This window comes from Agrobacterium sp. 5Ca39 (genome assembly GCF_055382365.1).
Genome location: NZ_AP026436.1, coordinates 1,524,668 through 1,540,613, shown reverse-complemented (window position 1 = coordinate 1,540,613; position 15,946 = coordinate 1,524,668). Strand labels below are relative to the sequence as shown.

The window sequence follows — 15,946 nt, the reverse complement described above, 5'->3', positions numbered from 1 at the left end:
TTCACGGCGCAGACGCGCCGTGGCTGGATGCCGGATCTGCTCCGGCATGACGGAGGTGAGGTTTTCGAACCCTGGCGTCACCCGCAAGCTTGAGGATGATCCCAACCCCGACGGTTAGCTCAGCGCCACCGCAATCTCAGCCGCTAACTGCGCGTTGTTGCGAACCAGCGCGATATTGGTTTCGAGGCTGCGACCATCCGTCAGGCGGAAAATGTCACCCAGCAGATACGGCGTGACCGCCTTGCCGGTCACTTCATCACGCTCGGCATGCGAGATGGCGCGATTGATGTAGATTTCCATTTCCTCGCGCGGAATTTCGTCAGCTTCCGGCACGGGATTGGCCACCAGCATGCCGCCATCGATACCGAGCTGTTCGCGGGTTACCTGGAAGTTGGCGATTGCGGCCGGGCTGTTGAGCGAAAGCGGGCTTGGCAGGCCGGAGGAGCGAGACCAGAAGGCCGGGAATTCTTCCGAACCGAAAGTGACGACGGGTACGCCGTTGGTTTCGAGGACTTCGAGCGTCTTCGGAATATCAAGGATCGCCTTGGCGCCGGCGCAGACGACGATCACTCCGGTCTTTGCAAGCTCCGTCAAATCCGCGGAGATGTCGAAGGTTTCTTCCGCACCCTTGTGCACGCCGCCAATGCCGCCGGTCGCGAAAACGCGGATGCCGGCGCGGGCAGCGGCGATCATGGTCGCCGCAACCGTGGTGGCGCCGGTGCGGCGCTCGGCGATCGCAAAGGCGATATCGGCGCGCGAGACCTTCATGGCATCGGTGGTCTGGGCCAGCGCCTCGAGCTGATCCTTCTCGAGGCCGATATGCAATGTGCCGTGAATGACGGCGATGGTGGCCGGAACCGCGCCCTGATCACGGATGATCTGCTCGACGCTTTCCGCCATCTCGATATTGCCCGGATAGGGCATGCCATGGGTGATGATGGTGGATTCAAGCGCGACGATCGGCGCACCGCGCTGCTTGGCGGCGGCGACTTCTTGAGAATAGACGATGGGCAGGAGAGGGGAGATGGGGCGGGTCATTTACATTGTTCCAGTTCTTAAAAGCGGTTCATGCCAGTATTTCAGCCTGGGGAACAAGCCCCAACATGGCCTCGACACTGTCTTTTGATAGGTCGTGGGATGTCGCAAAGGGCGATTGCACGGTGATGGCCGCTGCGGCCGCGCCTCTTCTCAGAGCTTCGGCAATCGTCTTTCCTTCGGCAATCGCAGCGAGGTAGCCAGACGCCATGGCGTCGCCCGCACCGGTTACATCCTTCACTTCGCGGATGAGGGGCGGGTGGAGGATTGCTTTTTCATTTCCGTTGAAGGCCACGACTTCGCTTGCGCCGCGGGTGACGACGCCGCCGGAAAGCCCGGCCTTGCGCAGGATATCCGGCCAGTCACGAACGTCAGCGGCCGTCTCGCCGGTGAGCGCGCGCGCTTCCGCCTCGTTCATGAAGAGGATGTCGATGTCGGCCAGCGCCGCTTTCAGCTTCACGGCCTTGGCCGGCGAAATGGCTATGGCCGCCAGCGGCTTTTCGCAGGCGCGGGCCACGAGGCCAAGTGCAGCCAGCGTGTCCTCGGGCAGGTTGGCGTCGCAGAGCAGGATATCGCTTGCGGTGATGGCCTCCCGGACGGCGCGGACCTTGAGCCGGCGCGGCGTGAAGAGCTTGTAGAGATCCATGTCGGCGAGCGCGATGACGAGGTTGCCGTCACGCTCCAGAATGGCGGTATAGCTCGGTGTGCGCCGGTCGAGGAAGGTGAACGGCGTGTCCTCCACGCCAGCCTGTCGTGCAGCCTCCGCAACGGCTTCTCCCGTCACGTCGCCGCCGCGCGGGGCGATGATCCTGACTTGAAAGCCGAGCCGGGAGAGATTGCGTGCAGCGTTAAAACCGCCGCCGCCCGCCTCTTCCATCCAAGAGCCGGGGTTGCTGGCGCCCGGCGCCGTTTCAGTCTCGATCATGCCGCGCCTGTCGATATGCGCGCCGCCCAGAACGAGTATTTTCTTCACGCTTGCGTTTCCCTCTCTGGCGGATGGTAAGGCCGGACGATTCGGCCTAAACTGACGTCTTCCTGACCTCGCCTCCGGTTTGCGGCAAGGGGCCGCGCACAGAAAAACGAAAGCAGAACAAACGACTTATCACTATTTGTTTTCAATATGCTGGCTCAGCCTTGTTAAATGAGAACAAATAGAGTACATACCGTTCCCATACTGCTACATTGCCTGTGCGGCTTCAATAACCTAAAGGTGGTTCGGATGGCACAAAATTCTTTGCGTCTCGTAGAGGATAAATCGGTGGATAAAAGCAAGGCACTGGAAGCGGCGCTCTCCCAGATCGAACGGTCGTTCGGCAAGGGATCGATCATGAAGCTCGGTTCCAATGAAAATGTGGTTGAGGTGGAGACCGTTTCGACGGGTTCGCTCAGCCTGGATATCGCGCTCGGCATCGGCGGACTGCCGAAGGGGCGCATCATTGAAATTTACGGTCCGGAAAGCTCGGGTAAAACGACGCTGGCGCTGCAGACCATTGCGGAAGCCCAGAAGAAGGGCGGCATCTGCGCCTTCGTTGACGCCGAACATGCGCTTGATCCGGTCTATGCGCGCAAGCTTGGCGTGGATCTGCAGAGCCTGCTGATCTCGCAGCCGGATACGGGCGAGCAGGCGCTTGAGATCACCGATACGCTGGTGCGCTCCGGCGCGGTCGACGTTCTCGTGGTCGACTCCGTTGCGGCGCTGACGCCGCGGGCGGAAATTGAAGGTGAGATGGGCGACAGCCTGCCGGGTCTTCAGGCGCGTCTGATGAGCCAGGCGCTGCGCAAGCTGACCGCTTCGATCTCCAAGTCGAAGTGCATGGTCATCTTCATCAATCAGATCCGCATGAAGATCGGCGTCATGTTCGGTTCGCCGGAAACGACGACCGGCGGTAATGCGCTCAAGTTCTATGCTTCCGTTCGCCTCGACATCCGCCGTATCGGCGCTGTCAAGGAACGCGAAGAGGTTGTCGGCAACCAGACCCGCGTCAAGGTCGTCAAGAACAAGATGGCGCCGCCTTTCAAGCAGGTGGAATTCGACATCATGTATGGCGAAGGCGTTTCCAAGACCGGTGAGCTTGTCGACCTCGGCGTAAAAGCCGGTATCGTTGAAAAGTCGGGTGCCTGGTTCTCCTATAACAGCCAGCGTCTGGGGCAGGGGCGTGAAAACGCCAAGACCTTCCTGCGCGATAACCCCGATACGGCAAACGAGATCGAGCTGGCGCTGCGCCAGAACGCCGGCCTGATTGCGGATCGTTTCCTGCAGAATGGCGGTCCTGATTCCGGCGATGACGGCGACGGTGACGAAGGCTGATCCTGCCGTCGAGCTTCAGGCATCCGTTGCCGGATCGCCTGTCTCGATGTGAATCGAATTGAACGAAACGGGCCGTGCGATTTCTGTCGTGTGGCCCTTTTTCTTTGTCGGTACGCCTTCGCCGGTCTCCATGGCTGGACAGGGCAGGATGCGGACGATAAAAGCCATTGATTTTGCAATATAGCCATCATTTCCGATGGCGGTGATGGACTCCAGCTGTGAGCGGTGTGTGGGCATGAGCGGTGTAAATGAAATTCGGTCGACCTTCCTCGACTACTTCAAGAAGAACGGACACGAGATTGTGCCCTCCAGCCCGCTGGTGCCGCGCAACGATCCGACACTGATGTTCACCAATGCCGGCATGGTGCAGTTCAAGAACGTCTTCACCGGTCTGGAAACCCGTCCTTATTCTACTGCGGCATCCGCGCAGAAATGCGTGCGCGCTGGTGGCAAGCATAATGACCTCGACAATGTCGGTTACACCGCCCGTCACCACACCTTCTTCGAAATGCTCGGCAACTTCTCCTTTGGCGATTATTTCAAGGAAGAGGCGATCACCCACGCCTGGAACCTGATCACCAGGGAATTCGGCATCGACCGCAATCGCCTGCTGGTCACGGTTTATCACACCGACGACGAGGCCTTTAACCTCTGGAAGAAGATCGCCGGTTTCTCCGACGACCGCATCATCCGCATCCCGACCAGCGACAATTTCTGGGCGATGGGCGATACCGGACCCTGCGGCCCCTGTTCCGAAATCTTCTACGACCATGGCGATCATATCTGGGGCGGCCCGCCCGGCTCGCCGGAAGAGGATGGCGATCGCTTCATCGAAATCTGGAACCTCGTCTTCATGCAATATGAGCAGGTGACGAAGGAAGAGCGCATCGACCTGCCGCGCCCGTCGATCGACACCGGCATGGGTCTGGAGCGTATCTCCGCATTGCTGCAGGGCAAGCATGACAATTACGATACGGACCTGTTCCGCGCACTGATCGCCGCTTCCGTCGAAGCGACGGGTGTTCCGGCTGAAGGCGAAAAGCGCGCCAGCCACCGCGTTATCGCCGACCACCTGCGGTCGTCTGCGTTCCTGATCGCCGATGGCGTGCTGCCGTCCAATGAAGGCCGCGGTTATGTTCTGCGCCGCATCATGCGTCGCGCCATGCGCCATGCCGAACTGCTCGGCGCGCGCGAGCCGCTGATCTACAAGCTGCTGCCGTCGCTGGTGCAGCAGATGGGTCGCGCCTATCCGGAACTGGTCCGCGCCGAAGCGCTGATCTCCGAAACCCTGAAGCTTGAGGAAACCCGTTTCCGCAAGACGCTGGAACGCGGCCTGTCGCTGCTGTCGGATGCCACCTCGACCCTGCACAAGGGCGACATGCTGGATGGCGAGACCGCTTTCAAGCTTTACGACACCTATGGTTTCCCGCTTGACCTGACGCAGGACGCACTGCGCGCCCGCGAAATCGGCGTCGATATTTCCGGCTTCACGGATGCCATGGAGCGCCAGAAGGCGGAAGCCCGCTCGCATTGGGCCGGTTCCGGCGACAAGGCCACCGAAACGATCTGGTTCGAACTCAAGGAAAAACTCGGCGCCACCGAGTTCCTCGGTTATGACACGGAAACCGCCGAGGGCGTCGTGCAGGCCATCGTCAAGGATGGTAAGGCCGTCGAAAGCGCTGTGGATGGTGAGACCGTGCAGGTCGTCGTCAACCAGACGCCGTTTTATGGCGAGTCCGGCGGCCAGATGGGCGATACCGGCGTCATCTCCGGCGATAATGGCGCTTTTGCCGTTTCCGACACCCAGAAGCGCGGCGAAGGCCTCTTCGTTCATATGGGCACCGTCTCCAAGGGCGGTCTCAAAGTGGGCGATGCCGTTCAGTTGACGGTCGATCATGACCGCCGCTCGCGCCTTCGCGCCAATCACTCCGCCACCCACCTGCTGCATGAGGCCTTGCGCGAAGTGCTGGGCACCCACGTCGCGCAGAAGGGTTCGCTGGTCGCGCCCGAGCGCCTGCGCTTTGACGTTTCACATCCGAAGCCGATGTCGGCCGAGGAGCTGAAGGTCGTCGAAGAGATGGCCAACGAAATCGTGTTGCAGAACTCGCCGGTCGTCACCCGCCTGATGAGCGTCGATGACGCCATTGCCGAGGGCGCGATGGCGCTGTTCGGCGAAAAATACGGTGACGAGGTTCGTGTCGTCTCCATGGGCACCGGCTTACATGGCTCGAAAGCCAACCGCCCTTATTCCGTCGAGCTTTGCGGCGGCACGCATGTGGACGCCACCGGCCAGATCGGTCTCATCCGCATTCTCGGTGAAAGCGCCGTGGGTGCGGGCGTGCGACGCCTCGAGGCCGTAACCGGCCAGGGCGCGCTTGCCTATCTCGCCGAACAGGACGAGCGGGTGAAGGCGCTCGCCTCGTCGCTGAAGGTTCAGCCGGGCGATGTTCTGTCGCGCGTTGAAGGCCTGCTGGACGAGCGCAAGAAGCTGGAGCGTGAGCTCGCCGATGCCCGCCGGAAGCTCGCCATGGGCGGCGGTTCGACGGATGCCGGGGCAAGCGACGTCAAGCAGGTCGCGGGCGTCAACTTCCTTGCAAAATCCCTTGCTGGTATCGATGCCAAGGATCTGAAGGGGCTCGCCGACGAGGCCAAGGCCAACCTTGGCTCTGGCGTCGTGCTGCTGATCGCCGTTTCCGAGGATGGCAAGGCAAGCGCTGTCGCCGCCGTGACGGAAGATCTGACGTCCCGTTTCAGCGCCGTCGATATCGTCCGCACTGCTTCCGCCGCACTTGGCGGCAAGGGCGGCGGCGGCCGACCGGACATGGCGCAGGCGGGTGGTCCTGATGGCGCCAAGGCGCAGGAGGCCATCGAAGCGGTGGCAGCGGCTCTGGCGGCCTGATCGACAGAAAATGAGAAGGCGGGATTTTGGCCCGCCTTTTTCTTGTGAATTTCCGTTTGTGGATCGTTCAGGGACTATTGTGCGCTCGGCAGCGCCAAGCCTGCTGAAGCATTTCCAGCCGAAGCGTGTTCGCTTCGGCGTCGGACAATGCGGTAAAAACAAACACTAGAGCATTTCCGGTGATCCCGTGATCACCGGAAATGCTCTAGTCCGTCGCTTTCATATCCTTCGCCGCTTCCTCATCGAGCTGCGCGGCTCGCTTGAAGGTCGGGCGCTCGGTCAGATGCGCCAAGTAGTCGATGAAGGCCGGGCGTTTTTCAATCGTGCCGAATTGCAGGCCCCAGCCAACATGGGCGCCGACATAGACATCGGCGGCGGTAAAGAGATCGCCGGCGATGAAGCGGTTTTCGCTGACGGCCCGTTCAAGCGTATTCATCACATCCGCATAGCTGCCGCAGCCGGCCATGCGCAGTTTTTCCTTCGGTACTTCGAAACCCATTGCCTTCATGCTCGCCGCCATTTCCAGCGGGCCTGCGGCAAAGAACATCCAGCGGTAATAGAGCCCGCGTGACTTGGGTGTGGGCGCTAGGTTCGCACCGGGAAAGGCGTCAGCCAGATAGGCGCAGATCGCGGCGGCCTCGGTGACGATAGTATCGCCATGTTTGATGGCGGGCACCTTGGCCATCGGATTGATCAGCCGATAGGCGGGCGATTTCATCGAGGTTTCGAAACGAAGTATCTCGGTTCGATAGGGAACGCCCACTTCCTCGAGCATCCACCGCGCGATACGCCCGCGCGACATGGGGTTGGTGTAAAAGATCAGTTCACTCATGCTCTTTTGCCTCCCCAAGCAAAATCGTCGAAACATCAGGCGAACCCAAAGGGCTTTCGGCCTGCGTTTCATATTTTTTAAGTCCGCAACATCCCTAGCGTCTTTCCAAGATCGCGTGGATGCTACGATGAACGTTTGACTGTGTCGGGCAAGTTGTGTGCAAGTAGATGCTGTTTAATCTTAGTCTTATTGTCCTGCTGGCCCTGGACACGCAGAATCAAATTCTGCGCCTAGTGCAACCGCTAATCAAGATGCCGTGAACAAAAAGAAATCTGCGTTGTGTCAGAGTTTTTTCTCTTGGCTCAACCAGCCGGCACGTAACGATATTTGTTCGCTATCTGGTTGTCCATTTCGGTTCTATTGAACGAATGCCTCGTCTATACCGTGCAAATAAAAAAACCCGGCACTGAGGCCGGGTTTTGACGTCTTGGTAAAGCAGGCTTAGGCAGCCATCGCTTTCTTGAGGTTTTCGTCGATCTTATCGAGGAAGGCGGTGGTGGAGAGCCAGGGCTGATCCGGTCCGATGAGGAGCGCCAGGTCCTTGGTCATGTAGCCGCTTTCGACGGTGTCGACGCAGACGGTCTCGAGCGTTGCCGCGAACTTAGCCAGTTCCGCATTGTCGTCCAGCTTGGCGCGGTGGGCGAGGCCACGGGTCCAGGCGAAGATCGAGGCGATCGAGTTGGTCGAGGTTTCCTGACCCTTCTGATGCTGGCGGTAGTGGCGCGTGACCGTGCCGTGCGCCGCTTCCGCTTCGACCGTGCGGCCATCGGGGGACAGAAGAACCGAGGTCATCAGGCCGAGCGAGCCGAAGCCCTGAGCAACCGTGTCCGACTGAACGTCGCCGTCATAGTTCTTGCAGGCCCAGATGTAGCCGCCAGACCACTTCAGCGCGGAAGCGACCATGTCGTCGATGAGGCGGTGCTCATAGGTGATGCCGATTTCGTCGAACTGCTTCTTGAATTCGGTCTGGTAGACTTCTTCGAAGATATCCTTGAAGCGGCCGTCATAGGCCTTGAGGATGGTGTTCTTCGTGGAGAGGTAAACCGGCCACTTGCGCATCAGGCCATAGTTCATCGAGGCGCGGGCGAATTCGCGGATGGATTCGTCAAGGTTGTACATGGCAAGAGCCACGCCGGCGCTCGGAGCGTCGAAAACGTCCTTTTCGATAACCTGGCCGTCTTCACCGACGAACTTGATCGTCAGCTTGCCCTTGCCGGGGAATTTGAAATCGGTTGCCTTGTACTGGTCACCGAAAGCGTGGCGGCCGACAACGATCGGCTTCGTCCAGCCCGGAACGAGGCGCGGAACGTTCTTGCAGATGATCGGCTCGCGGAAGATGACGCCGCCCAGAATGTTGCGGATGGTGCCGTTCGGGCTCTTCCACATCTGCTTCAGGCCGAATTCCTCGACGCGCTGCTCATCCGGGGTGATGGTGGCGCACTTGATGCCGACGCCGTGCTTCTTGATGGCGTGGGCCGCGTCAACCGTGACCTGGTCGTTGGTGGCGTCGCGGTTTTCAACCGAGAGGTCGTAATATTCGATGTCGAGATCGAGGTATGGCAGGATCAGCTTGTCCTTGATGAGCTGCCAGATGATACGGGTCATTTCGTCGCCGTCGAGATCGACGACTGGATTGGCTACCTTGATCTTTGCCATGAATTCCTCACCTTCGAAGCTGTGGCGCCTGTTGACGCCCATAGTCGGAAAAATATCCGGTGGGGCTATAGCATCGCACGCGCCTGAGGCAAAGCCATGGGGGGCGCTTTTTTGGCGCAGCGCAATAACGCTTTGCGCATTGCCAAACCATAATGCCGGAATACAGTCAGGCGAATCGCTTCGCCCGTCTCTGGGCCTCTACCGGGATCATATCATGCGGAAAATTCTGCTTCTGTCTGCCGCCGCCCTCTTTTCCCACGCCGCCCTCGCCGCCGGTCCCACCGATCCCGTCCAGAAGGTGATGGACATCACCGTCAAGAACTGGTCCGGCGATGCGGAAAACTGGAAATACATATTCGACGAGGACATGCTGACGAGCCTCTTCAGCAAGGAGTTCGTCGCGCAATACCGTGAAGCCTCCAAGAAGCCGGCTTACGAGGCCGAAAGCGGCGAGAAGGGCGATCCATTCGGTTATGACGTTGTGACCAACTCGCAGGATGGCTGCCCGCTGCAGGATGTGTCCGTGATGGCGGGCGCGGTGAAGGATGGCGTGACTGACGTGACGGCCAAATTCAAGCTCTGGGCCTGCATGGATGAGGCGGAGATGAAGGCGACCGTGGACGAGGTGCATTTCGATGTGATCGAGGAGGAGGGGCGGCCTGTCATCAGCGACATTCACCGGGTTGGCGACGAAGGCCGGGACTCGCTGCGTGAGGAGATGGCGAACATCATCAAGGGGGAGTAATGGGTCCCGTTTGAGCCGGTGGAGAGTGATGCGAGGTTTTCGTCACACTCCCCGTCATCCTCGAGCTTGGCCAGAGGATCCATTGATTTCAACGGGTTGTGGATCCTCGGTTCAAGCCCGAGGATGACGGGGGAGCGGTGTTGCTCTCATCTCCAGCAAAGCCGAGCGGGTGTGCGCTCTCTCCGACTTTGATTTTAACGGCAATCTGTGCCAGTGAAGCGCGCTTTACGGTATCGGCGTCAAAGTCTATGCCGCGCTTTTAAAAATAACGGACAAACAACGATGGCAGGCACAAACAGCGAGCTTGAACTTCTGGCGGAAGGCCCGGCGATCATTCTGGTCGAACCGCAGCTTGGCGAAAATATCGGCATGGTGGCGCGGGCGATGGCCAATTTCGGGCTTGCCGAGCTGCGCCTCGTCAACCCGCGTGATGGCTGGCCAAGCGAAAAGGCGCGCTCCGCCGCTTCCAAGGCCGATCACGTCATCGACGCGACGACGGTGTTCGATACGCTGGAAGAGGCGATCAAGGATCTCAATTTCGTTTATGCCACGACCGCGCGCGAGCGTTATGGGTTCAAGCCGGTACGATCGCCAGTCACTGCGGCCGATACGCTCAGGGCAAAATTCAAGGCGGGCGAAAAGACAGGCATCCTGTTTGGTCGTGAACGCTGGGGCCTCACCAATGAGGAAGTGGCGTTGGCCGATGAGATCGTGACATTTCCGGTCAACCCCGCCTTTGCATCGCTCAATATTGCGCAGGCCGTGCTCCTGATGTCCTATGAGTGGATGAAGTCAGGCATGGACGATCTGGGCGAGACGCTTTTCCAGTCCGTCGAGCAGCGGCCTTCGACCAAGGAGCAGGTTTTTGGCCTGTTCGAACATCTCGAGGAAGCGCTGGATGCGCGCGGTTATTTCCATCCCGCTGAAAAAAAGCCGAAAATGGTCGACAATCTGCGTGCCGTGCTGTCGAGACGCGGTTTTTCCGAGCAGGAAATCAGTGTTTTCCGCGGCGTGATCAATTCGCTCGACGGTTTTCCCCGGCAGTGGCCGAAGCAGGCCGGTCGGGCAACGGGGCCATCGGCCGAGGGAGCAGGGGAGAATGCTGAAGACGAGTGAGGCGGCCACCGACGTGCTGAAGCCGGTGCTGGTGTTCGATTCCGGCATTGGCGGGCTGACTGTGCTGCGCGAAGCGCGCGTGCTGATGCCCGAGCGCGGTTTCATCTATGTGGCCGACGACGCCGGTTTTCCCTATGGCGGCTGGGAAGAGGAGGCGCTCAGGGCGCGCATTCTCTCGCTTTTTGAAAAACTGCTGCAGGATTTCAGCCCGGAAGTCTGCGTCATCGCCTGCAATACCGCCTTCACGCTTGCCGGTGCCGATCTGCGTGCCCGGTTTCCGCAGATGACCTTTGTCGGAACAGTACCCGCCATCAAACCGGCGGCGGAGCGCACCCGTTCCGGCCTCGTCTCCGTTCTGGCGACGCCCGGCACCGTCAAGCGTGCCTATACGCGCGATCTCATCCAGTCCTTCGCGACGCAATGCCATGTCCGCCTTGTCGGCTCGGAAAACCTTGCGCGCATGGCCGAAAGCTGGATCAGGGGGGAGCCGGTGTCGGAAGAGGCGGTGCTTGCCGAAATCGAACCCTGTTTTATCGAAAGCGATGGAAAACGCACCGATATCGTCGTTCTCGCCTGCACCCACTATCCTTTCATGGCCAACGTGTTTCGCCGTCTGGCGCCCTGGCCGGTAGACTGGCTCGATCCCGCCGAGGCAATTGCAAGACGTGCCCGTCATCTGGTGCCGATGCCCCAGGATGCCGAACACCCCGATGGATTCGACTTCGCCGTCTTCACATCTGGCAAGCCGGACTTTGCCACGCGGCGGCTGATGCAGGGTTTTGGCCTCAGCGTCTCCGTGTCCTGATTTCCCTTCCATGAGTCTGTTGCATTTTTGCATCTTTTTTGCGACTCTTTACAATTCGAGATTGCGACCTCTTGTCGCGCCGGATTTCCTGTGTAAGGTGTCTCTCGTCTGTAACCGCTATAAATGGAGGCGTGGAATGACCAATGACATGAATATGCGCCTTAACGGCATGTCTGGCCTTTCCGGCATGAATATCGGCGGTTATGGGATGCGAGGCATCTCCCTCCGATAAGGCTTAGGCCTGATTTCCCTGCCGTTTGGCGTTTTCATTTCGTTCGACATGTGACCTGCGCGTTTGTGCGGCATCATTGCTGTGCCCGTCGTTTCGTCCTGTCGTTTTTCACCGATAAAGGACCTGGCCGCTTTGCGGCGCCGGGATGGATTTCCCATGCAAAAAAATCAACCACTGGTAGCATATGCGCTGCCGGATGCGGTGGACCGTCTGTTCGTCACATTCGGCGTCTGGAAAACTCTCAAAGCGGTTCTCATTGCCGCTGTCGTGCCCCGCGCGCCACCAACTGACCCTGCCGATCTGCCAGAGCGCCTTCTGGTCGATATCGGCCTCGACCCTTCGCGCGTGAAGCGGCGGCGAGACTGGGAAACGCCCTACTGGGCGCCGCGGTTTTGACAATGATGGCCGCTTCCGCACGCACATGCGGGAGCGGGGGCCGGTCCCGGTTTGACCGCGGATTACGGAGAAACTCGTACCGGGATGTTTTCCGGGGGCATTAGGAGAGAGCTGCACAGCTCGTACAATCCGGCTTGAAGCAAAACATTTTCCGTGGCTTGCTCAAGACTCGGGATAGAGGAGATTCATCATGCCATTGGAAAACTGGCTGGCCTTCGTGGCCGCGTCCGCCATCATGCTTGCCATTCCAGGACCGACGATCCTGCTGGTCATTTCTTATGCGCTGGGCCATGGCCGCAAGGCGAGCACCGCAACGGTGACAGGCGTGGCGCTCGGCGATTTCACCGCCATGACGGCCTCGATGTTGGGGCTTGGTGCGTTGCTCGCCACATCCGCAGCGCTTTTTACCGGGCTGAAATGGATCGGTGCGGCTTACCTCATCTATCTCGGCATCAAGCTGTGGCGTTCGCCGGTTGGTGGCGATGGTACTGATGGAACCGGCGTGACTGGTCGGGAAAGACCGCTCAAAATCTTCCTGCATGCCTATATCGTTACCGCGCTTAACCCGAAGAGCATCGTGTTCTTCGTGGCCTTTTTGCCGCAGTTTCTGGTGCCGACATTGCCGTTCTGGCCGCAGGTGCTGATTTTCGAGGCGACGTTCCTTGTGCTTGCTACTGTCAACGCGGCGCTTTATGGACTTCTGGCAAGTGCCGCCCGTAATACGATCCGCAAGCCGAAGGTTCAGCGGATTGTCAACCGCACGGGCGGTGGCCTCCTGATCGGCGCTGGTCTCGTTGCCTTTGGCTGGAAGAGGGCGGCCAGCGTATGACGCCCTCCATCGACTGACATTCGGACATAATAAAATGGCATTGCCGCATATACTTCTGGCCCTGGTTACCGTGTTTTTGTGGGGCTTCAACTTCGTTGTCATCAAGATCGGCGTCAACGATATGCCGCCGCTGTTTTTGACGGGGGTTCGTTATCTCTTTGCGGCAGTGCCATTGGTGTTTTTCCTGCCCAGGCCCAATGTGCCCTGGCGGCATATGATCGTTTACGGCATGGCCATGGGTTTTGTGCAGTTCGGCCTGCTTTATCCGGCCATCAAGCTTGGGCTGCCAGCGGGGCTTGCTTCGCTCGTCATGCAGTCGCAGGCCTTTTTCACGCTGGCGCTTGCCGTGGTGTTCCTCGGGGAACGGCCGTTGCCGTCGCAAATCCTCGGTGCAATCATCGCTTTTGGCGGGCTTGCGGTCATCGGCGTCGAGCGCATGACGGCGGCGGCGCTGGTGCCGCTTCTGATGGGCGTCGGTTCCGCCATTGCATGGGCCTGCGGTAACATCGTCAATCGCCGCATCGGCCAGGTCAATGCGGTCTCCTTCGTTGCCTGGACGAGCCTTGTGCCTGTTCTACCGTTGATCCTGCTTTCGCTCGTGGTGGAGGGTCCTCGGGCGATAGTCGATGGGGTGGTCCATGCGACGCCGACCATGGCGTTCGTGGTGATCTATATGGCCTATGGTGCGACAATTGTCGGCGCTGGTATCTGGAGTTATCTGCTTCTGCGGTATCCGGCTGGAACGGTGGCGCCGTTTTCTCTACTGGTGCCCGTCGTTGGCTTCATCAGCGCCTATCTGGCTTTTGCGGAACATATCACAGTCTTCGAAGTGGCCGGCGCAGCGCTCGTGATTCTCGGCCTGGCGCTCAATGTCTTCGGGCGGCGTATTGCCTTTGCCCGCGCCTGGCGCCGTCCTGCTTAGGCCGGAACGCAAATGCCTGTGCATTACCGGCATAGGCGAGACGCAATCGACGATTTTTTGGTAAAGAGCATGTTCGGCCGCCGCGAGGGGAATCGGCCGGATCTGAGGCAGTACGAGGAACGGAACATTGCAGGTCGGCATCGACATGGGAACTCTATCGGGCGGGCAGCAGGCCAAGCTCGATATTGAAGAATTGCTTGCGACGCGTTTGCTGGTGCAGGGCAATTCCGGTTCCGGCAAGTCGCATCTGCTGCGCCGGCTGCTCGAGCAATCGGCGCCATGGGTGCAGCAGGTCATCATCGATCCCGAGGGTGATTTTGTTACGCTGTCCGATAAATTCGGCCATGTGGTCGTGGATGGCGAGCGCACGGAAGCCGAGCTCGCGGGCATCGCCAACCGCATTCGCCAGCATCGTGTTTCCTGCGTGCTGACGCTGGAAGGTCTCGATATCGAACAGCAGATGCGGGCGGCCGCTGCTTTCCTCAACGGCCTGTTCGATGCCGATCGCGAATTCTGGTATCCGGTGCTTGTGGTGGTGGATGAAGCGCAGATGTTTGCGCCGTCGGTTGCCGGTGAAGTCACGGAAGATGCACGCAAGGCTTCGCTTGGCGCGATGACCAATCTGATGTGCCGTGGCCGTAAGCGTGGTCTTGCCGGCGTCATCGCCACGCAGCGACTGGCCAAGCTTGCCAAGAACGTGGCCGCGGAAGCCTCTAACTTCCTGATGGGCCGTACCTTCCTCGATATCGATATGGCGCGCGCTGCCGATCTGCTCGGCATGGACCGGCGGCAGGCGGAAATGTTCCGCGATCTCCAGCGCGGTAATTTCGTGGCGCTCGGCCCGGCGCTTTCGCGCCGTCCGCTGCCAATCGTCATCGGGGCGGTGGAAACCTCGGCGCGCTCTTCTTCACCGAAGCTGATGCCGCTGCCGGATGCGCCGCAGGACGTCGAAGACCTGATCTTTACGCCGGACCCGGAAGAATTCACGCGTCCCGCAGTTCGTCGCACACCGCCGGCTCCGCGTCCAACAACGGATATTCTGGCTGAATTGTCCCGGTCTACTCCCGCGGCCGTCGGCCCAGCACCGGAGCAGTCGCCTCGTGCGGGCCAGCCGGAAATAACGCCCGAGGAGCGCGAGGAAAAGATTTCAGCGGTTCTCGTCGAAATTCTCGATGACCCTCAATCCGCCTATCGTACCGATGCCGTGCTTTATCAGGATTTCCTGGTGCGCGCCCGCATGCGCCGCATTCCCGGCACGCCGATGACGCTGGCTGAATTCCGCCGGCAGGTGGCGATTGCTCGTTCAGGCGTTGATGCGGCAATGGCGGCAAGCGAAGGCTGGGAGAAGGCGCTGGAATTGTCGATGTCGGTTTCCGATGACCTGCAGGGCGTTTTTCTGCTGCTCGTCAAGGCAGCGCTCGGCGAGGAACCTTGCCCGTCCGATGCCCGAATTGCCCGCGCCTACGGCACCCATTCCGCCCGCCGCGCACGGCGTCTCCTTAGTTATTTCGAGGAGAAGGAGCTTGTGGTGGTGCATGCCGATTTCTCCGGCAAGCGTATCGTGGCATTTCCCGATCTCGACGCAAAAACCGCGCCCGGCGATGCGGATGCGGCTGAGGATGATGCAAGGCTGGCGGCGGAGTAATCACCAATCTGCAAAAAGCCGCACTGCGGAGCCGATTGTCGTGTAGAGACCCACAAGGCTGAGGGCCAGGAGGCAAACCAAAGAGACGATCGCCAGTATCGAGGTCATGCGATGCGGCCGTTGACAGGGACGAGCGTCGACATCAGTTTGTATTGGAACGATGTGGGAGAGTTGCGCCGCAGTCCATCCGCTGCGTTCGAATTCCGGCGAAGCGACAAATTCCGCAAGATGCCGTTGCCGTCTCATGGAAGAGGGCAACCGCGCCAGAAAGCGTTGCGGTTCGCGCCTGTCATTTCTTGAGAGGAAGATATCGATCGCTTCCCGGAAGCGCTCGTCCCTTGCGCCCGAGCAGAACAACATACGCCCCGCTTCGATGAGATCGTTCATCTCAAGCAGCACTTCGCCATATTTATGAAAGAGCGCCAGATCGACTTCGGGATGGCTGAGCCTTCCTTGAAGTATTTCCTTCGCTCGCCAAAGCTTCTGCTCAGAAATTGCCTGGTCGATCGATTCAAATCTCATATGT

The 15,946-nt window shown here is 59.7% G+C and carries 15 protein-coding genes; 9 read left to right on the top strand and 6 right to left on the bottom strand.

Annotation, left to right across the window (positions count from 1 at the left end; all coding sequences use genetic code 11):
• Positions 1-114 precede the first annotated feature (114 nt).
• Entirely contained in the window at positions 115-1,038 is a 924-nt protein-coding gene (locus tag ACZ47E_RS07740) for a pseudouridine-5'-phosphate glycosidase (RefSeq protein WP_004442502.1), read from the bottom strand.
• Between the two features lie 28 nt (positions 1,039-1,066).
• A complete protein-coding gene (locus ACZ47E_RS07735) occupies positions 1,067-2,008 on the bottom strand; it encodes a carbohydrate kinase family protein (protein WP_244404869.1) in 942 nt (313 codons plus the stop codon).
• A 246-nt stretch (positions 2,009-2,254) separates the two neighbouring features.
• On the opposite strand from ACZ47E_RS07735, the gene recA reads away from it, so the two are divergent.
• Positions 2,255-3,343, top strand: a complete 1,089-nt coding sequence (gene recA, locus ACZ47E_RS07730; RefSeq protein ID WP_004442498.1) for a recombinase RecA — start codon at positions 2,255-2,257, stop codon at positions 3,341-3,343.
• Between the two features lie 15 nt (positions 3,344-3,358).
• Here recA and ACZ47E_RS07725 read toward each other — a convergent pair whose 3' ends face one another.
• On the bottom strand, positions 3,359-3,511 hold the full coding sequence (locus tag ACZ47E_RS07725; RefSeq protein ID WP_278066845.1) for a hypothetical protein: 153 nt from the start codon (positions 3,509-3,511) through the stop codon (positions 3,359-3,361).
• 67 nt (positions 3,512-3,578) lie between these two features.
• On the opposite strand from ACZ47E_RS07725, the gene alaS reads away from it, so the two are divergent.
• Positions 3,579-6,242: an alanine--tRNA ligase gene (gene alaS, locus ACZ47E_RS07720; protein ID WP_278066844.1), complete on the top strand. Its 2,664-nt coding sequence runs from the start codon at positions 3,579-3,581 to the stop codon at positions 6,240-6,242.
• Positions 6,243-6,447: 205 nt separating this feature from the next.
• Here alaS and ACZ47E_RS07715 read toward each other — a convergent pair whose 3' ends face one another.
• Positions 6,448-7,074, bottom strand: coding sequence for a glutathione S-transferase family protein (locus ACZ47E_RS07715; protein ID WP_278066843.1), 627 nt, complete (start codon positions 7,072-7,074; stop codon positions 6,448-6,450).
• A 441-nt stretch (positions 7,075-7,515) separates the two neighbouring features.
• The gene (locus tag ACZ47E_RS07710; protein WP_035210117.1) at positions 7,516-8,730 is read right to left on the bottom strand and encodes an NADP-dependent isocitrate dehydrogenase; all 1,215 of its coding nucleotides are present in this window, start codon (positions 8,728-8,730) and stop codon (positions 7,516-7,518) included.
• 214 nt (positions 8,731-8,944) lie between these two features.
• On the opposite strand from ACZ47E_RS07710, the gene ACZ47E_RS07705 reads away from it, so the two are divergent.
• The 7 genes from ACZ47E_RS07705 (at position 8,945) to ACZ47E_RS07675 (ending at position 15,420) form a co-directional block, all read left to right on the top strand.
• Entirely contained in the window at positions 8,945-9,475 is a 531-nt protein-coding gene (locus ACZ47E_RS07705; protein ID WP_162749614.1) for a hypothetical protein, read from the top strand.
• Positions 9,476-9,757: 282 nt separating this feature from the next.
• Positions 9,758-10,591 (top strand): RNA methyltransferase, encoded by an 834-nt coding sequence (locus ACZ47E_RS07700; RefSeq protein ID WP_278066842.1) that lies wholly within the window; start codon positions 9,758-9,760, stop codon positions 10,589-10,591.
• Positions 10,575-11,396, top strand: a complete 822-nt coding sequence (gene murI / locus ACZ47E_RS07695; protein WP_004442486.1) for a glutamate racemase — start codon at positions 10,575-10,577, stop codon at positions 11,394-11,396. Before ACZ47E_RS07700 ends, murI begins: the two co-directional genes overlap by 17 nt.
• Positions 11,397-11,784: 388 nt before the next feature.
• On the top strand, positions 11,785-12,024 hold the full coding sequence (locus ACZ47E_RS07690; protein WP_006698773.1) for a hypothetical protein: 240 nt from the start codon (positions 11,785-11,787) through the stop codon (positions 12,022-12,024).
• A 190-nt stretch (positions 12,025-12,214) separates the two neighbouring features.
• Entirely contained in the window at positions 12,215-12,853 is a 639-nt protein-coding gene (locus tag ACZ47E_RS07685) for a LysE family translocator (protein WP_045533800.1), read from the top strand.
• A 34-nt stretch (positions 12,854-12,887) separates the two neighbouring features.
• Positions 12,888-13,775: an EamA family transporter gene (locus ACZ47E_RS07680; RefSeq protein ID WP_107339294.1), complete on the top strand. Its 888-nt coding sequence runs from the start codon at positions 12,888-12,890 to the stop codon at positions 13,773-13,775.
• A 127-nt stretch (positions 13,776-13,902) separates the two neighbouring features.
• Positions 13,903-15,420 (top strand): helicase HerA domain-containing protein, encoded by a 1,518-nt coding sequence (locus ACZ47E_RS07675; RefSeq protein ID WP_022556494.1) that lies wholly within the window; start codon positions 13,903-13,905, stop codon positions 15,418-15,420.
• Here the strand turns inward: ACZ47E_RS07675 and ACZ47E_RS07670 are convergent, their stop codons facing one another.
• On the bottom strand, positions 15,421-15,942 hold the full coding sequence (locus ACZ47E_RS07670; protein ID WP_278066841.1) for a hypothetical protein: 522 nt from the start codon (positions 15,940-15,942) through the stop codon (positions 15,421-15,423).
• Positions 15,943-15,946 lie beyond the last annotated feature (4 nt).